Origin of the sequence: Citrobacter sp. CK194 (assembly GCF_030333395.1) — a bacterium.
Lineage (GTDB): Bacteria > Pseudomonadota > Gammaproteobacteria > Enterobacterales > Enterobacteriaceae > Citrobacter_B > Citrobacter_B koseri.
In genome coordinates this window covers 113,594-130,570 of the sequence record NZ_JAOWGA010000017.1, presented here as the reverse complement: position 1 = coordinate 130,570, position 16,977 = coordinate 113,594, and the positions used below count along the sequence as shown (strand labels likewise).

General features: G+C 54.1%; 15 protein-coding genes, 1 other RNA gene and 1 other annotated feature (1 of these 17 running past the window's edge). Of the genes, 11 read left to right on the top strand and 5 right to left on the bottom strand.

What is annotated here, in order from left to right:
- Positions 1-36: a sequence feature (Phe leader region), on the top strand; it begins 88 nt to the left of the window's first position.
- Positions 37-98: 62 nt separating this feature from the next.
- The 10 genes from pheS to selO all read left to right on the top strand — a co-directional run bounded on the left by pheS (position 99) and on the right by selO (position 10,226).
- Positions 99-1,082, top strand: coding sequence for a phenylalanine--tRNA ligase subunit alpha (gene pheS, locus OGX80_RS08975; RefSeq protein WP_024130384.1), 984 nt, complete (start codon positions 99-101; stop codon positions 1,080-1,082).
- Between the two features lie 15 nt (positions 1,083-1,097).
- The gene (pheT, locus tag OGX80_RS08970) at positions 1,098-3,485 is read left to right on the top strand and encodes a phenylalanine--tRNA ligase subunit beta (protein WP_104868726.1); all 2,388 of its coding nucleotides are present in this window, start codon (positions 1,098-1,100) and stop codon (positions 3,483-3,485) included.
- Positions 3,486-3,489: 4 nt separating this feature from the next.
- The gene (ihfA, locus tag OGX80_RS08965) at positions 3,490-3,789 is read left to right on the top strand and encodes an integration host factor subunit alpha (RefSeq protein WP_001229266.1); all 300 of its coding nucleotides are present in this window, start codon (positions 3,490-3,492) and stop codon (positions 3,787-3,789) included.
- Between the two features lie 100 nt (positions 3,790-3,889).
- Complete coding sequence (gene btuC, locus OGX80_RS08960; protein ID WP_114848542.1) at positions 3,890-4,870, top strand: vitamin B12 ABC transporter permease BtuC; 981 nt, start codon at positions 3,890-3,892, stop codon at positions 4,868-4,870.
- A gap of 29 nt (positions 4,871-4,899) precedes the next feature.
- Positions 4,900-5,778 carry a class A beta-lactamase gene (gene bla / locus OGX80_RS08955; RefSeq protein WP_115181694.1) on the top strand — a complete coding sequence of 293 codons (879 nt, stop codon included), beginning with the start codon at positions 4,900-4,902 and terminating at the stop codon, positions 5,776-5,778.
- Positions 5,779-5,825: 47 nt separating this feature from the next.
- Entirely contained in the window at positions 5,826-6,377 is a 552-nt protein-coding gene (locus OGX80_RS08950; RefSeq protein WP_024130381.1) for a glutathione peroxidase, read from the top strand.
- On the top strand, positions 6,377-7,126 hold the full coding sequence (btuD, locus tag OGX80_RS08945; protein WP_114848541.1) for a vitamin B12 ABC transporter ATP-binding protein BtuD: 750 nt from the start codon (positions 6,377-6,379) through the stop codon (positions 7,124-7,126). The genes OGX80_RS08950 and btuD overlap by 1 nt, the downstream gene beginning before the upstream one ends.
- Before the next feature lie 78 nt (positions 7,127-7,204).
- Positions 7,205-7,669: a C40 family peptidase gene (locus OGX80_RS08940; RefSeq protein ID WP_012132602.1), complete on the top strand. Its 465-nt coding sequence runs from the start codon at positions 7,205-7,207 to the stop codon at positions 7,667-7,669.
- A 339-nt stretch (positions 7,670-8,008) separates the two neighbouring features.
- Positions 8,009-8,722, top strand: coding sequence for an EAL domain-containing protein (locus OGX80_RS08935; RefSeq protein WP_012132600.1), 714 nt, complete (start codon positions 8,009-8,011; stop codon positions 8,720-8,722).
- A gap of 61 nt (positions 8,723-8,783) precedes the next feature.
- Positions 8,784-10,226, top strand: a complete 1,443-nt coding sequence (selO, locus tag OGX80_RS08930; protein ID WP_115181693.1) for a protein adenylyltransferase SelO — start codon at positions 8,784-8,786, stop codon at positions 10,224-10,226.
- Between the two features lie 3 nt (positions 10,227-10,229).
- On the opposite strand, the gene hemP is transcribed toward selO, so the two are convergent.
- The 3 genes from hemP to ppsR all read right to left on the bottom strand — a co-directional run bounded on the left by hemP (position 10,230) and on the right by ppsR (position 12,620).
- Entirely contained in the window at positions 10,230-10,421 is a 192-nt protein-coding gene (gene hemP, locus OGX80_RS08925; RefSeq protein ID WP_012132598.1) for a hemin uptake protein HemP, read from the bottom strand.
- 153 nt (positions 10,422-10,574) lie between these two features.
- On the bottom strand, positions 10,575-11,621 hold the full coding sequence (gene aroH / locus OGX80_RS08920; protein WP_012132596.1) for a 3-deoxy-7-phosphoheptulonate synthase AroH: 1,047 nt from the start codon (positions 11,619-11,621) through the stop codon (positions 10,575-10,577).
- Between the two features lie 165 nt (positions 11,622-11,786).
- Positions 11,787-12,620 carry a posphoenolpyruvate synthetase regulatory kinase/phosphorylase PpsR gene (gene ppsR / locus OGX80_RS08915; protein ID WP_012132595.1) on the bottom strand — a complete coding sequence of 278 codons (834 nt, stop codon included), beginning with the start codon at positions 12,618-12,620 and terminating at the stop codon, positions 11,787-11,789.
- A gap of 335 nt (positions 12,621-12,955) precedes the next feature.
- Between ppsR and ppsA the strand changes: the two genes are divergently transcribed.
- Positions 12,956-15,334 (top strand): phosphoenolpyruvate synthase, encoded by a 2,379-nt coding sequence (ppsA, locus tag OGX80_RS08910; RefSeq protein ID WP_012132593.1) that lies wholly within the window; start codon positions 12,956-12,958, stop codon positions 15,332-15,334.
- A 141-nt stretch (positions 15,335-15,475) separates the two neighbouring features.
- Here ppsA and rprA read toward each other — a convergent pair.
- Both rprA and ydiK read right to left on the bottom strand, forming a co-directional pair.
- Positions 15,476-15,583: antisense sRNA RprA (rprA, locus tag OGX80_RS08905), an RNA gene on the bottom strand.
- 191 nt (positions 15,584-15,774) lie between these two features.
- Entirely contained in the window at positions 15,775-16,887 is a 1,113-nt protein-coding gene (gene ydiK, locus OGX80_RS08900) for an AI-2E family transporter YdiK (protein WP_047457341.1), read from the bottom strand.
- Positions 16,888-16,977: the final 90 nt, after the last annotated feature.

The window sequence follows — 16,977 nt, the reverse complement described above, 5'->3', positions numbered from 1 at the left end:
AGCGCGAAAAAGCCTCCTGATGGAGGCTTTTTTTGTACCTGAAATCGAGAGATTAAGTCCAACGAACCGGTGTCTTCACCGACACAATGAGGAAAACCATGTCACATCTCGCAGAGCTGGTTGCCAGTGCGAAGGCAGCCATTAACCAGGCGTCAGATGTTGCCGCGTTAGACAATGTACGCGTCGAATATTTGGGCAAGAAAGGGCATTTAACCCTTCAGATGACGACCCTGCGTGAATTGCCGCCAGAAGAGCGTCCGGCAGCCGGCGCGGTTATCAATGAAGCAAAAGAGCAGGTACAACAAGCGCTGAACGCGCGCAAAGCGGATTTAGAAAACGCGGCGCTGAATGCACGTCTGGCGGCGGAAACCATCGACGTTTCTCTGCCTGGGCGTCGTATTGAGAACGGTGGTCTGCATCCGGTAACACGTACCATTGATCGTATTGAAAGTTTCTTCGGTGAGCTTGGTTTTACCGTGGCGACTGGCCCGGAGATCGAAGACGATTACCACAACTTCGATGCGCTGAACATTCCAGGCCATCACCCGGCCCGCGCTGACCACGACACTTTCTGGTTTGATGCCACCCGTCTGCTGCGTACGCAGACTTCCGGCGTGCAGATTCGTACCATGAAAGAACAGCAGCCGCCGATCCGTATTATTGCGCCGGGCCGAGTGTACCGTAACGACTACGATCAAACGCACACCCCGATGTTCCATCAGATGGAAGGGCTGATTGTTGACACCAACATCAGCTTCACCAACCTGAAAGGCACGCTGCACGACTTCCTGCGTAACTTCTTTGAAGAAGACCTGCAAATCCGTTTCCGTCCTTCTTACTTCCCGTTCACGGAACCGTCCGCAGAAGTGGATGTAATGGGCAAAAACGGCAAATGGCTGGAAGTGCTGGGTTGCGGGATGGTGCATCCGAACGTTCTGCGCAACGTGGGCATCGACCCGGAAATCTACTCTGGCTTCGCGTTTGGTATGGGGATGGAGCGTCTGACCATGCTGCGTTATGGCGTGACCGATCTGCGCTCATTCTTCGAAAACGATCTGCGTTTCCTCAAACAGTTTAAATAAAGGCAGGGTAAAACAATGAAATTCAGTGAACTGTGGTTACGCGAATGGGTGAACCCGGCAATCGACAGCGATGCGCTGTCGGATCAGATTACGATGGCGGGCCTGGAAGTGGATGGCGTTGACGCCGTCGCCGGTGAGTTCAACGGCGTGGTTGTGGGTGAAGTGGTGGAGTGCGGCCAGCACCCGAACGCAGATAAACTGCGCGTTACGAAAGTGAACGTGGGCGGCGAACGCCTGCTGGATATCGTCTGTGGCGCGCCTAACTGCCGTCAGGGGCTGAAAGTAGCCGTTGCAACTATCGGCGCGGTTCTGCCGGGCGATTTCAAAATCAAAGCCGCTAAACTGCGCGGCGAGCCGTCGGAAGGGATGCTGTGCTCCTTCTCCGAACTGGGGATTTCCGACGACCATAGCGGCATCATCGAATTGCCGGCGGATGCGCCGATCGGAACCGATATCCGCGAATACCTGAAGCTTGACGATAACACCATTGAAATCAGCGTGACGCCGAACCGCGCCGACTGCTTAGGGATCATCGGTGTGGCGCGTGATGTCGCTGTCCTGAACAAAATCGCGCTGGTTGAGCCGGAGATCGCACCTGTTGCAGCCACCATCAATGACACGCTGCCGATCGCGGTTGAAGCGCCGGATGCCTGCCCGCGTTACCTGGGGCGCGTGGTGAAAGGCATTAATGTTAAAGCGCCTACGCCGCTGTGGATGAAAGAGAAGCTGCGTCGCTGCGGCATTCGTTCCATTGATGCTGTCGTTGACGTCACCAACTATGTACTGCTTGAACTGGGTCAGCCGATGCATGCCTTTGACAAAGACCGTATTGAAGGCGGTATTGTCGTGCGTATGGCCAAAGAGGGCGAAACCCTGGTGCTGCTGGACGGCACAGAAGCGAAGCTGAGCACCGATACGCTGGTGATCGCGGATCACCACAAAGCGCTGGCGATGGGCGGTATCTTTGGCGGCGAGCATTCCGGCGTGAATGAGGAAACGCAAAACGTGCTGCTGGAATGCGCGTTCTTTAGCCCGCTGTCTATTACCGGTCGTGCGCGTCGCCACGGTCTGCATACCGATGCTTCCCACCGCTATGAGCGTGGTGTGGATCCGGCGTTGCAGTACAAAGCAATGGAGCGCGCCACCCGCCTGTTGATCGACATTTGCGGCGGCGAAGCCGGCCCGGTTATCGACGTCACGAATGACGCCACGCTGCCGAAACGCGCGACCATTACGCTTCGTCGTAGCAAGCTGGATCGTCTGATCGGGCATCACATTGCCGATGAACAGGTGAGCGATATTCTGCGTCGTCTGGGCTGCGAAGTGACTGAAGGTCAGGACGAGTGGAAAGCGGTCGCGCCGAGCTGGCGTTTCGACATGGAGATTGAAGAAGATCTGGTCGAAGAAGTGGCCCGCGTGTATGGCTACAACAACATTCCTGATGAGCCGATTCAGGCGGGTTTAATCATGGGGACTCACCGTGAAGCCAACTTGTCGCTGAAGCGTGTGAAAACCATGCTCAATGACAAAGGCTACCAGGAAGTGATCACCTATAGCTTTGTCGATCCGAAGGTTCAGCAACTGCTGCATCCGGGCGAAGAAGCGCTGTTGCTGCCAAGTCCGATCTCCATTGAGATGTCGGCGATGCGTCTCTCACTGTGGACCGGCCTGCTGTCAACGGTGGTCTATAACCAGAACCGTCAGCAGAACCGCGTTCGTATCTTCGAAACCGGTCTGCGTTTCGTGCCGGATACCCAGGCAAATCTGGGCATTCGTCAGGATTTGATGCTGGCAGGGGTGATTTGCGGCAACCGTTATGACGAGCACTGGAATCTGGCGAAAGAGACCGTTGATTTCTATGATCTGAAAGGCGATCTGGAAGCGGTGCTGGATCTCACCGGCAAACTGGCCGACATTCAGTTCAGGGCGGAAGCGAATCCGGCGCTGCATCCTGGGCAGTCCGCGGCGATTTATCTGAAAGGTGAACGCATTGGTTTTATTGGGGTTGTTCATCCTGAGCTGGAACGTAAACTGGATCTGAACGGTCGCACTCTGGTGTTTGAACTGGAGTGGAATAAGCTCGCAGACCGCGTGGTGCCTCAGGCGCGCGAGATTTCGCGCTTCCCGGCTAACCGTCGCGACATCGCGGTGGTGGTCGCAGAAAACGTTCCCGCAGCGGATATTTTATCCGAGTGTAAGAAAGTTGGCGTAAATCAGGTAGTTGGCGTAAACTTATTTGACGTGTACCGCGGTAAGGGTGTTGCGGAGGGTTATAAGAGCCTCGCTATCAGCCTGATCCTTCAGGATACCAGCCGTACACTCGAAGAAGAGGAGATTGCCGCTACCGTCGCCAAATGTGTAGAGGCATTAAAAGAGCGATTCCAGGCATCATTGAGGGATTGAACCTATGGCGCTTACAAAAGCTGAAATGTCAGAATATCTGTTTGATAAGCTTGGGCTTAGCAAGCGGGATGCCAAAGAACTGGTCGAGCTGTTTTTCGAGGAGATTCGTCGTGCTCTGGAAAACGGTGAGCAGGTGAAACTCTCTGGTTTTGGTAACTTCGATCTGCGTGATAAGAATCAACGTCCGGGACGTAACCCGAAAACGGGCGAAGATATTCCCATTACAGCACGGCGCGTGGTGACCTTCAGACCCGGACAGAAGTTGAAAAGCCGGGTTGAAAACGCTTCGCCCAAAGAAGAGTAATCTGATCTAACTAAAAAGGCCGCTTTGCGGCCTTTTTTCTTTCCTGCGATGGTTACGCACCGTAAAATCAACATCATCCCTTTTCAGCTGAATGGAAAACATGCTGACTTTTGCCTGCCAACAACAGCGCCGTAATGTGCGCTGGTTATCCAGTCTGTCGGTGCTTATGCTGCTGGCAGTGGTATTAAGCCTGTGCGCCGGAGATCAGTGGATAGGCCCTGGCGACTGGTTCAGCGCCCGTGGTGAACTGTTTGTCTGGCAGATACGACTCCCTCGCACGCTTGCTGTTCTGCTGGTAGGCGCCGCGCTGGCGCTGTCAGGCGCGGTAATGCAGGCGTTATTTGAAAACCCGCTTGCCGAGCCCGGATTGCTTGGCGTCTCCAACGGCGCTGGCGTGGGCCTTATTGCCGCGGTGCTACTGGGGCAAGGTCAGTTACCCGGCTGGGCGCTGGGGTTTTGCGCTATTGCCGGCGCGCTTATCATCACACTTATTCTCCTGCGATTTGCCCGTCGACATTTATCAACCAGCCGCCTGCTGCTGGCGGGCGTTGCGCTTGGCATTATTTGCAGCGCGATGATGACGTGGGCCATCTATTTTTCAACCTCCTTCGACCTGCGCCAGTTGATGTACTGGATGATGGGCGGATTCGGCGGGGTGGACTGGCAGCAGGCCTGGCTGATGATTGCCCTGATCCCGGTTTCACTCTGGATTTGCTGCCAGTCGCAGCCGATGAATATTCTGGCGCTGGGCGAAACGTCCGCGCGTCAGCTGGGGCTGCCGCTGTGGTTCTGGCGCAATTTGCTGGTGGTCGCCACGGGCTGGATGGTCGGCGTTAGCGTTGCGCTCGCGGGTTCAATTGGGTTTATCGGCCTGGTGATCCCACATATCTTACGGCTTTGCGGTCTGAGCGATCATCGCGCTTTGCTGCCGGGCTGCGCGCTGGCGGGGGCGATAGCTCTGCTGCTGGCGGATGTTATCGCCCGTCTGGCGCTGGCGTCGGCGGAACTGCCTATCGGCGTAGTGACGGCGACGATGGGGGCGCCGGTCTTCATCTGGCTATTATTAAAATCCAGGCGCTAGCCAAAATGAGAAACGAGGAAGTCATTAGTATGTGGCAACGGATGAAATGGGGTCTGTGTGTGCTGGCAGCACTCAGCGGTTCTGCGATGGCCGCACCGCTGACGGCGCAATACGTGTCGGCTATCGCGACGCAGGAAGAACAGCGTCTTCATGCCCGGATTGGCATTGCGGTACTTGATACGGCGACCAACAGTATCACCCATTATCGGGGAGAAGAACGGTTCCCGTTAAACAGTACGCACAAGCCGCTGTTATGCGCAGCGTTATTACGCGAAGTCGACAGGAAGGCGCTGGCGCTTTCTGCTTCAACGCAGTTTGAACCCTCACAACTGGTGGAGTATTCGCCGATTACTGAAAAACATGTGGCGCCAGACGCCATGAGCTGGGCGCAATTGTGCAGCGCGGCGGTAAGCTACAGCGATAACACGGCCGCCAATCTCATCGCCAGGAAGCTCAACGGGCCGCAGGCCGTCACGCAGTTTTTGCGTGATTCGGGGGATACAATAACCCGCCTCGATCGCTATGAGCCTGAACTGAACAGCGCCATTCCCGGCGATGAACGCGACTCCACGACGCCTGTCGCGATAGCGCAGACGCTCAATACGCTACTGCTGGGGAACGTGTTGCAGCCATCCTCAAGAGAGCAGCTTATGCAATGGATGCGGGACGACAAAGTGGCTGACAGTCTGCTGCGTTCGGTCTTGCCGGACGGCTGGAAAATCGCGGATAAAACCGGGGCGGGCGACAACGGCTCGCGTTCTATTGTTAGCGTTGTCTGGCCGACATCACAAAAACCTCTGCTCGTGGTTATCTATATTACACAAACTCCGGCGACAATGGCGCAGCGTGACGCCGCGATTGTCCGCATCGGGGAGTCGCTGTTTTCAACACTCGCAGTCTATGATTAAAAGCTGATATTTGATCACTCACATCCGCCTGTTATATGGGAGACGCTATGCAAGATACCATTCTCAACACTGAAGTGACGACGATCGACGGGGATGTCACCACGCTTGAGAAGTACGCCGGAAACGTACTGCTGGTGGTTAATGTGGCCTCGAAATGTGGCTTAACGCCACAATACGAACAGCTGGAGAATATTCAGAAAGCCTGGGCCGACCAGGGCTTTACGGTGTTAGGTTTTCCCTGCAACCAGTTTCTTGGTCAGGAACCTGGCACTGAAGAGGAGATTAAAACCTATTGCAGCACCACCTGGGGCGTCACATTCCCGATGTTCAGCAAGGTTGACGTCAATGGTGAGAACCGCCATCCACTGTATCAGAAGTTGATTGCCGCAGCGCCTGCCGCCGTTGCGCCGGAAGGTAGCGGTTTCTATGAGCGCATGGCGAGTAAAGGCCGCGCGCCGCTTTACCCGGACGATATTTTGTGGAACTTTGAGAAGTTTTTAATCGGCAGGGATGGACAGGTCGTACAGCGTTTCTCACCGGACATGACGCCTGAAGATCCGGGGATGGTGGAAAGTATCAAAATCGCGTTGGCAAAATAATGATCTCGTTGATGCAGTTACAGGATGTTGCCGAAACGACGCGTCTGGGGCCGCTTTCCGGCGACGTTAAGCCTGGCGAGATTCTTCACCTCGTGGGGCCGAATGGGGCAGGGAAAAGTACGCTGCTGGCGCGTATGGCGGGCTTAACCTTCGGGGAAGGCACTGTCATATTCGACGGCGCGTCGCTGGAGACATGGCCTGCGGCGAAACTGGCTCAACATCGGGCCTATCTCGCGCAGCAGCAGAATCCCCCATTTTCAATGCCGGTCTGGCATTTCCTGATGCTGCATCAACCTGATAAAACGCAAACGAACCTGCTGAATGACGTTGCGCAGGCGCTTGGGCTGAGCGACAAGCTGGGGCGGAGCGCGAATCAACTCTCCGGCGGCGAGTGGCAGCGTGTACGTCTGGCGGCGGTGATATTGCAAATTCACCCTCACGCTAACCCGCACGGGCAGCTTCTGCTACTGGATGAACCGATGAACAGTCTGGACGTTGCGCAACAAAACGCGCTGGATAGGCTGCTGAGCCAGCTATGCAGCCAGGGTATCGCCATCGTGATGAGCAGCCATGACCTTAACCATACTCTGCGCCACGCGCATCGCGCCTGGTTGCTGAAACAGGGGAAATTGATCGCCAGCGGGCGGCGTGACGAGGTGCTGACGCCGCCAAATCTGGCCCGGGCATACGGCATGAACTTCCGTCGGCTGGACGTTGAAGGCCACAGAATGCTCATATCAACCACTTAAGTTAAATGGGTTCTTGAAAAACACATAATTTCCACGCTAAATAGAAGCAAGAATAAAAAGATAGAGGATTCGTCCTGAATGCGCTTTTGGCTTCTTCTTATCGCAGCACTGTTTTTGGCAGGGTGTAGCAGCCATCGTGCGCCAGCACCTAACGCCAGGCTTTCGGATTCCATTATGGTTATCGCGGGCCTGAACGATCAGCTACAGTCCTGGAGAGGTACACCGTATCGCTATGGCGGAATGAGCCGTAGCGGGGTGGACTGCTCGGGATTTGTGTTGATGACGATGCGCGACAAATTTGATTTACAACTGCCGCGTGAAACGCGCCAACAGTCAAAAATTGGTACGGAAATCGACAAAGATGAACTGCTGCCCGGCGACCTGGTCTTTTTTAAAACCGGATCGGGGGAAAGTGGTTTGCACGTCGGCATTTATGATACCAACAATCAATTTATTCATGCGTCTACCAGCCGCGGCGTGATGCGCTCATCGCTCGACAATGTCTACTGGCGGAAAAATTTCTGGCAGGCGAGACGTATTTAATGCTATCGATGGTAAAGCGGATACCCAGCGGCCGCTTCATCATCTATATTTAAGAAATTGATTTTTCATTGTCTGAATGCCAGGGCTATCGTGAGTTATCAGAAATAGTTTTAACCCTACATTTTGCAAAAGTATTTTTAGTCAAAATGATTTATCCGGCGTCTTGCGGAAAATGCAAAACTGGATATTGGTTTATAATCGAGATAAGCTAAAAAAAGGACCCGGTTTACCGGCTAAAAAGGAAAAAATGAAAGCACCTCCAGTCGTATCAGAAATGACATCTTTCTTCGTTCTTTCTTACAGGATGCCGGATTACACCCATGCAGCGGGGCTGGCACAATGATTGTTTCACTGGATAACTTTTATCATTCTCACCTTTATTTTGTTCCTGCCCGAACCGAGAAAGAGAAACTCGTCGGCCTGGAGATTGTTGCAAACTTTGTCACTGAAGACGGTAATGTCCGTATGCCGACGGAGCTGGTCATGCCGCGCCTGTCAGCAGAAGAACAGCGTTGTCTGTTCGAAGAAAAACTCGCATTGCTGGAAACGTGCCAACATTTTTTTATTCAACATAAACTTATTGCCTGGATTAATTTAACGCCAGCCGTCGTCGCATCATTATTATCGGACGGCGAGTTTGTATCCCATGTAAGGCGCTTTCCATTTTTGGAACTGATGATTAATGAGAATTATCCTGAATTAAGTCTCGGGAAAGAGAATCAAATTCTGGCTGAGTTAGCCGGACGATTTCCCCTCATCCTTGCCAATTTCGGCGCTGGCGATACATCGATAAAAGCGATCTTTGATGGTCTCTTCAAACGCGTCGCGCTGGATAAAAACTTTGTCCAGCAAAGATCCGCAAGTCTTTCTTTTGAACCCTTTATGCAGGCTATTATTTCGCAGATATCACCGTGCTGTGATTCGATAATGATTGCGGGTATTGATACTGAAGAGATGCTGGCGCGGATATCATCAATGGGATTTAGCGCGCTGCAAGGATGTTTATGGCCTGCCGTACCAGCGAGCCAGGTTACGACGCTGGTTCAGGGATAACCTTTTTATTTGCTGGTGTTTAAGCGGGTATTAACCGTCTACACTACAGGCAGGAGGCCCTATGACCCTGTCTTTTACATCCCGCTGGCGTGACGAACTGCCAGCCACATATACAGCACTTTCTCCAACTCCTCTGAGTCATGCCCGCCTGATTTGGCATAACGATGCGCTGGCGCAGCAGCTGGCGATACCACCTTCGTTGTTTGCTATGGAAAACGGCGCAGGCGTGTGGGGCGGCGAGTCATTACTGCCCGGCATGTCGCCTCTGGCTCAGGTTTATAGCGGCCATCAGTTTGGCGTCTGGGCCGGCCAGCTCGGTGATGGACGCGGTATTCTGTTAGGCGAACAACTGCTGGCGGACGGCAGTACGCTTGACTGGCACCTGAAAGGCGCCGGACTAACGCCATACTCCCGCATGGGCGACGGGCGAGCAGTGCTGCGCTCAACGATCCGTGAAAGTCTGGCCAGCGAGGCGATGCACTATCTTGGCATCCCCACAACGCGGGCGCTGTCTATCGTCACCAGCGACACGCCTGTTTACAGGGAAACGGTTGAATCCGGCGCGATGCTCATGCGTCTGGCGCAAAGCCATATGCGTTTCGGTCATTTCGAACATTTTTACTATCGGCGTGAGCCGGATAAAGTCCGTCAGCTGGCCGATTTTGCGATTCGCCATTACTGGCCGCAATTTCAGACGGAAGAGGACAAGTATGCGCTCTGGTTCCGGGACGTAGTGGCGCGCACGGCGAGGTTGATTGCTGACTGGCAAACGGTAGGTTTTGCGCATGGCGTGATGAACACCGATAACATGTCTGTACTGGGGCTGACGATAGATTATGGTCCTTTCGGTTTCCTGGATGATTATCAGCCAGGGTTTATCTGTAACCACTCCGATCACCAGGGGCGCTATAGCTTCGATAATCAACCGGCTGTCGGATTGTGGAATCTGCAACGCCTGGCGCAAACCCTGTCGCCGTTTATGCCGGTCGATACGCTGAATGATGCGCTGGATGGCTATCAGCTGGCGTTGCTCACGCACTACGGGCAGCGCATGCGGCAAAAACTGGGCTTCTTTACCGAACAAAAAGAGGACAACGCGCTTCTCAACGAGCTTTTCGCCCTGATGGCACGCGAAGGCAGCGATTATAGCCGAACGTTCCGTATGTTGAGTCAGACTGAGCAACAGAGCGCGGCATCGCCGCTGCGTGACGAATTTATCGATCGCGCGGCCTTTGACGGGTGGTTCAGCCGTTACCGGGCGCGTTTACAGCAGGAGCAGGTGGATGATGCAACGCGTCAACAGCACATGCAGCGCGTGAATCCTGCGGTGGTGCTGCGCAACTGGCTGGCGCAACGCGCGATAGCCAGCGCTGAGCAGGGGGATATGGGCGAATTACATCAACTGCATCAGGTTCTGCGCGACCCCTTTACCGACAGAGATGACGATTATGTCAACCGTCCGCCGGACTGGGGTAAACGGCTGGAAGTCAGTTGCTCAAGCTGATTGCTACTTGGTCAACAGCAACTTACCTGCCTGCGTCTTGCGCAGCAGGTATTCCTGGCCGTCATGATCGATGATGACTTTGCCTTCAGGGCCTAACAATGTCTGGCTGCTGATACGCCGCTCGGCAGCAGGGGAAGGGGGCACGCTGTCTCTTTCCTTAAAATGAAGTAACTCAATGTCGTCCATAAGTGGCATATCGATAATTAATAATAATCAGTTTAACAATGATTATTATTATCAATATTGTGTATGGCGACAGCAAGTGTTAATTCTGGTAGCAAATCAGGCGAGTGGGGAATGCGTGGAGGGGAAAGAAGCGCGCCCATCCCCGCGAGGATGGGCATGATGTCAAAAACGGCTATCAACCGCTGAGGCAAGTTTTTCTAACAGTAATTCAGTATCTTCCCAGTTCAGGCAAGGGTCGGTAATGGACTGACCGTACACCAGCGGCTGACCACTGACGATTTTCTGCGTACCTTCACGCAGGAAACTTTCGGCCATGATCCCGGCAATTGCGGTAGAACCGTTACGGATTTGCTGGCAGATATCATCACAAACTTCTAACTGGCGGCGATGCTGCTTCTGGCAGTTACCGTGGCTGAAGTCCACCACCAGGTGTTCCGGCAGACCAAACTCATGCAGCGTATCGCAGGCGGCAGCGATGTCTTCCGCGTGGTAATTCGGTTTTTTACCGCCGCGCATGATGATATGGCCGTACGGGTTCCCGCTGGTCTGATAAATCGTCATCTGGCCAGTTTTATCCGGCGAGAGGAACATATGGCTGGCGCGCGACGCGCGAATCGCATCAACGGCGATGCGCGTGTTGCCATCGGTCCCGTTTTTAAACCCAACCGGGCAGGAGAGCGCGGAAGCCATTTCACGGTGAATCTGGCTTTCCGTCGTGCGCGCGCCAATGGCGCCCCAGCTGATCAAATCGGCAATAAACTGGCCGGTGACCATGTCGAGAAATTCGGTGGCGGTGGGGACTCCCAGCTCATTGACCTGCAACAGCAGCTTGCGCGCCAGTTCGAGGCCATGATTTACGCGGTAACTGCCATTTAAATCGGGATCGGAGATGAGGCCTTTCCAGCCCACAACCGTGCGCGGTTTTTCAAAATAGGTGCGCATAACGATTTCCAGACGCGCCTGATGCGTGTTGCGCAACGTTTGCAAGCGCGTTGCGTATTCCATCGCAGCGTCCAGATCGTGAATCGAGCAGGGGCCGATGATCACCAGCAGGCGGCGATCTTCACCATTTAATATTTTTTCAATCCGGCGTCGGGAGTCAGTAACGTGGCTGGCGACGGAGGATGATACAGGATGACGTAGCGCTAGCTCAGCAGGGGTGACCAGGCTGTCAATACGCGCGGTACGCAGTTCGTCGGTTCTGTTCATTACAAGTCTCAGAAATTTGTTGCTTCAACGGCAGGACTACCGGGAAGTGATGGGCATCACAATAACACACTTCAACCTTCACCTGCTGATTTCAAATGCGAGGCGTTTCACACCTCGCAAGCAGAGCGGCATGATAGCAAAAAATTGAACTCTTGCACTAGTTTGTTAGTACATTCGACGATTCAGCCCCATGATGTCGAGAATCTTGGTGGCAATTTCTTCTACCGAATAGTTAGTACTGTTCAGGCAAGGGATCTGATTTTTACGGTAGAGCGCTTCAACTTCCGCAACCTCCATCCGGCACTGGCGTAGCGATGCGTAGCGGCTGTTTTCACGGCGTTCCTCGCGGATTGCCGCCAGACGTTCCGGGTCAATGGTCAGGCCAAAAAGCTTATGCTGTAGCGGTTTAAGCGACGTGGGCAACACCAGGTTATCCATATCGTCAGCAATAAAGGGGTAGTTCGCCGCCCGGATGCCAAACTGCATCGCCAGATAGAGGCTGGTCGGCGTTTTTCCGCAGCGTGAAACCCCCAGCAGGATCACCTGCGCCTGATCCAGATTGCGCAAGGAGATCCCATCGTCGTGCGCAAGGGTATAGTCGATTGCCGCGATACGCGCGTCATACTTGTTGAGGTTCCCGGGGTTAAGCCCGTGGGTGCGATGCGCGATTGGCGTTGGGTCGAGCTTCATTTCCTGCTGTAGCGGCGCCACCAGCGCCTGCACGATGTCCTGACAGAACCCTTCGCTTTGTAAGATGATGGCGCGAATTTCTGGCAGAACAATCGAATAGAACACCAGCGGACGCACGCCAGTTTGCTGATAAATCGCGTCGATCTGATCTTTCACGGCCCTGGCGCGGCTCTCGTTTTCAACGAACGGCAGCGTAATGCTGCTGATGGTCACAGGGAATTGCGACATCACCGCGTGACCCAAAACCTCGGCGGTGATGGCCGTACCATCGGAAATATAAAAAACATGGCGATCAACAACATTATCCATTTTGTTTATCCTGAGGAGCAAACATAATTATCTGAAAGCATAAATTAAAATTTGCCAGAAGCGTATATCACAGTGCTTATTTTATAAAATGAAACGCTATTTTTATATTAAGTGAAAAGTGCATTTCATTTTTCGGAACTTATGTTTATACCGACAGTTTTTGGGGAGATCGCCCGTCGCCCGTGGGTTTGCGCAAATGCGTAAACAATCTGAAAAAATAAAAAATAAATCTGCTTGAACGATTCACCGTTTTTTTCAGGGGTTTAAATATGCAAAGATAAATACGCAATAATGTAGTTTCTAAACTCGTTCATTTATCACAAAAGGATTGTTCGATGTCCAACAATGGCTCGTCACCGCTGGTGCTTTGGTATAACCAACTCGGCATGAATGATGTAGACAGAGTTGGGGGCAAAAATGCCTCCCTGGGTGAAATGATTACTAACCTTTCCGGTATGGGTGTTTCCGTACCGAATGGTTTTGCAACGACCGCCGATGCGTTTAACCAGTTTCTGGATCAAAGCGGCGTAAACCAGCGTATTTATGAACTGCTGGATCAAACGGATATTGACGATGTCACCGCGCTGGCGAAGGCCGGCGCGCAGATCCGCCAGTGGATTATCGACACTCCTTTCCAGCCAGAGCTGGAAAACGCGATTCGCGATGCCTATGCACAGCTCTCTGCGGATGATGCGCAGGCGTCTTTCGCCGTGCGCTCGTCCGCAACGGCTGAAGACATGCCGGATGCCTCTTTCGCCGGTCAGCAGGAAACCTTCCTCAACGTGCAGGGTTTCGATGCGGTGCTGGTGGCGGTGAAACATGTTTTTGCCTCGCTGTTTAATGACCGCGCTATCTCTTATCGCGTTCACCAGGGGTATGACCATCGCGGCGTCGCGCTCTCCGCTGGCGTACAGCGGATGGTGCGCTCCGACCTGGCCTCGTCCGGGGTTATGTTCTCTATTGATACCGAGTCCGGTTTCGATCAGGTGGTGTTTATCACTTCAGCCTGGGGTCTGGGCGAGATGGTAGTGCAGGGCGCAGTCAACCCGGATGAATTCTACGTGCATAAACCGACGCTGGCGGCGAATCGCCCGGCGATCGTTCGTCGCACGATGGGGTCGAAAAAAATCCGAATGGTTTACGCGCCAACCCAGGAGCACGGCAAGCAGGTCAAAATTGAAGATGTGCCGCAGGAACAGCGCGACATCTTTTCGCTGACCAACGAAGAAGTGCAGGAACTGGCGAAACAGGCCGTACAGATTGAGAAACACTACGGTCGCCCGATGGATATCGAATGGGCGAAAGACGGTCATACCGGCAAACTGTTTATTGTACAGGCTCGCCCGGAAACCGTCCGTTCTCGTGGTCAGGTAATGGAGCGCTACACGCTGCATGCGCAGGGGAAAGTGGTCGCGGAAGGCCGCGCCATCGGACATCGCATTGGCGCGGGGGCGGTTAAAGTCATCCACGACATTAGCGAAATGAACCGTATCCAGCCTGGCGACGTGCTGGTGACTGACATGACCGACCCGGACTGGGAACCGATCATGAAGAAAGCGGCGGCCATCGTGACCAACCGTGGCGGTCGTACCTGCCACGCGGCCATTATTGCCCGTGAACTGGGTATTCCGGCGGTTGTCGGCTGCGGCGACGCGACGGAACGCATGAAGGATGATGAAAACGTCACCGTTTCTTGCGCCGAAGGCGATACCGGCTATGTCTACGCAGACCTGCTCGACTTCAGCGTCAAAAGTTCAAGCGTGGACACCATGCCCGATCTGCCGTTGAAAGTCATGATGAACGTCGGTAACCCGGATCGCGCCTTTGACTTCGCCTGCCTGCCGAATGAAGGCGTTGGCCTGGCGCGTCTCGAATTTATTATCAACCGAATGATTGGCGTGCATCCTCGCGCACTGCTGGAATTTGATGACCAGGATGCGAAACTGCAAAACGAAATCCGCGAGATGATGAAAGGCTTCGATTCACCGCGTGAGTTCTATGTCGGTCGTCTGACAGAGGGCATTGCGACGCTGGGCGCGGCATTTTATCCGAAACGCGTTATCGTGCGCCTGTCGGATTTCAAATCGAACGAATACGCCAACCTGGTGGGCGGCGAGCGTTACGAACCCGATGAAGAGAACCCGATGCTGGGCTTCCGTGGCGCCGGTCGCTATGTCTCTGACAGCTTCCGTGATTGCTTCGCGCTGGAATGTGAAGCGGTGAAACGCGTGCGCAACGATATGGGACTGACCAACGTGGAGATCATGATCCCGTTCGTACGTACCGTTGAGCAGGCGAAAGCGGTAGTTGACGAGCTGGCGCGTCAGGGGCTGAAGCGGGGTGAGAACGGGCTGAAGATCATCATGATGTGTGAGATTCCGTCCAACGCCCTGTTGGCTGAACAATTCCTGGAGCACTTTGACGGCTTCTCGATTGGTTCTAACGACATGACGCAGCTGGCGCTGGGTCTGGATCGCGACTCCGGCGTGGTTTCTGAACTGTTCGATGAGCGTAACGAGGCGGTGAAAGCGCTGCTGTCGATGGCGATCCGCGCCGCGAAGAAACAAGGCAAGTATGTTGGCATCTGTGGTCAGGGGCCGTCCGATCACGAGGACTTCGCCGCCTGGCTGATGGAAGAGGGAATCGACAGCCTGTCGCTGAACCCGGACACCGTCGTACAGACCTGGTTGAGTCTGGCTGAACTGAAAAAATAAGCGTCAGTGCTGATCCTAATCCGCAACGGCTCCCGTAAAAAGGAGCCGTTTTTTTTTGCGATGCGCGCTATCCCGCCCGACGTCATGCGTGGGCATATCAGAATTGTTGGCGGTGGAGAAAAGGGGTGTGAGGGCAGGCACTTAAAAAAAGGCCCATCGTGGGAGATGGGCAAAGACTACACACAGCAATTCGTTGTTTCACTCAGGGGATTTCCATGCTTATAAATCAAGGCGTTGATTTATAACCGTGCCCTAATAGTAGGCGTGGAGATTTTTTGCGTCGATCAGATTCGTCCCAATAGTTTAAAAACTATGAAGAATTTGCGACGTAAATGAATTACGTAAGGAGGATTACGCCATAAGGCAGGTTGGTCAGGATGCTAATTGATGAGCAATGCTAAAGTATCGGCCGACCGAATGCGTCGATCGGCCGATGGGGTTTATTTATGGCTGTCCTCAATCTCCCCCAGTTCTTCGAGGAGTTCGTCAGGGTCGTTTCCCGGCGCGGGCACTTCATGCACCCATGCGGAGAACAGACGCCAGGAAACCGCCAGCAATACCGGGCCGATAAACAGACCGATCATTCCAAAGGCAATCAGCCCGCCGATAACGCCAGAGAGAATCAGGATCAGCGGCAGGTCAGCGCCCATACGAATCAATACCGGGCGAATCACGTTATCCAGCGTACCGACCACGCAGCTCCACACCAGCAGCACCGTGCCCCAGGTCGTATCGCCCGTCCAGTACAGCCAAATGATTGCCGGGATTAACACCGGTAACGGCCCCAGTTGCACCAGGCAGGAGAGGATCATGACGACCGTCAGCAGCGTTGCGTAAGGCACGCCGGAAATGGCGAGGCCAATCCCGCCAAGAATTGCCTGAACCAGCGCGGTGACAACCACACCCAATGCAACGGCGCGGATGGCCTGGGCCGCCAGCAGCACGGCGGCATCGCCGCGTTTCGCGGCCAGACGACTGGCGAAGTGGCGGATGCCCAATGCCACCTGTTCGCCGCGCCAGTACAGCAGGGCGCTGAACAGCAGCATCAGACCACAGTGCATCATAAAGCGACCGATATGCGCGGCCTGACCCACAAACCAGGTCGTGGTGGTGCCAATATAAGGACGCACTTTCGCCATAATCGCCGTGCCGCCCATATCCAGCAGGTTGTGCCACCCGGCATACAATTTGGCGCCAATCAGCGGAATACTGTTTAACCAGGCCAGGTCGGGCAACGTCATGTCGCCGGCGGTGACGGCGTGGATGAGCGGGCCGCTACCGTCCACGATGCTGTTGACCAGCAGGGCGATGGGAATAATGAACAGCAGAACCAACAACAGCGTCATAACCAGAACGGCCAAAGAACGGCGGCCCCAGAGTATTTTCTGTAAACGTAATAAAACGGGCCAGGTCGCAATAACGATCGTTCCCGCCCATGCAAAACCAAGGACAAAGGGACGCACAATCCACAAGCAGGCCACGATCATGATGGCTAAAAACAGCACCGACAGCAGCACTTGCGCGATATCCCTGGGCTGACGAAGATTTACCATAAATACCTTTTCACCTTTTCTGTGCGTCAGAACGTTGACGCGACGCGAACATGCGAACCTTACCCCATAATGATGAGCAATTTCAGCGGT

Bases quoted from the DNA above. Each gene is read 5' to 3' on its own strand.
- pheS (WP_024130384.1), top strand. From the start codon at position 99: ATGTCACATCTCGCAGAGCTGGTTGCCAGTGCGAAGGCAGCCATTAAC.
- pheT (WP_104868726.1), top strand. From the start codon at position 1,098: ATGAAATTCAGTGAACTGTGGTTACGCGAATGGGTGAACCCGGCAATC.
- ihfA (WP_001229266.1), top strand. From the start codon at position 3,490: ATGGCGCTTACAAAAGCTGAAATGTCAGAATATCTGTTTGATAAGCTT.
- btuC (WP_114848542.1), top strand. From the start codon at position 3,890: ATGCTGACTTTTGCCTGCCAACAACAGCGCCGTAATGTGCGCTGGTTA.
- bla (WP_115181694.1), top strand. From the start codon at position 4,900: ATGTGGCAACGGATGAAATGGGGTCTGTGTGTGCTGGCAGCACTCAGC.
- OGX80_RS08950 (WP_024130381.1), top strand. From the start codon at position 5,826: ATGCAAGATACCATTCTCAACACTGAAGTGACGACGATCGACGGGGAT.
- btuD (WP_114848541.1), top strand. From the start codon at position 6,377: ATGATCTCGTTGATGCAGTTACAGGATGTTGCCGAAACGACGCGTCTG.
- OGX80_RS08940 (WP_012132602.1), top strand. From the start codon at position 7,205: ATGCGCTTTTGGCTTCTTCTTATCGCAGCACTGTTTTTGGCAGGGTGT.
- OGX80_RS08935 (WP_012132600.1), top strand. From the start codon at position 8,009: ATGATTGTTTCACTGGATAACTTTTATCATTCTCACCTTTATTTTGTT.
- selO (WP_115181693.1), top strand. From the start codon at position 8,784: ATGACCCTGTCTTTTACATCCCGCTGGCGTGACGAACTGCCAGCCACA.
- hemP (WP_012132598.1), bottom strand. From the start codon at position 10,421: ATGCCACTTATGGACGACATTGAGTTACTTCATTTTAAGGAAAGAGAC.
- aroH (WP_012132596.1), bottom strand. From the start codon at position 11,621: ATGAACAGAACCGACGAACTGCGTACCGCGCGTATTGACAGCCTGGTC.
- ppsR (WP_012132595.1), bottom strand. From the start codon at position 12,620: ATGGATAATGTTGTTGATCGCCATGTTTTTTATATTTCCGATGGTACG.
- ppsA (WP_012132593.1), top strand. From the start codon at position 12,956: ATGTCCAACAATGGCTCGTCACCGCTGGTGCTTTGGTATAACCAACTC.
- ydiK (WP_047457341.1), bottom strand. From the start codon at position 16,887: ATGGTAAATCTTCGTCAGCCCAGGGATATCGCGCAAGTGCTGCTGTCG.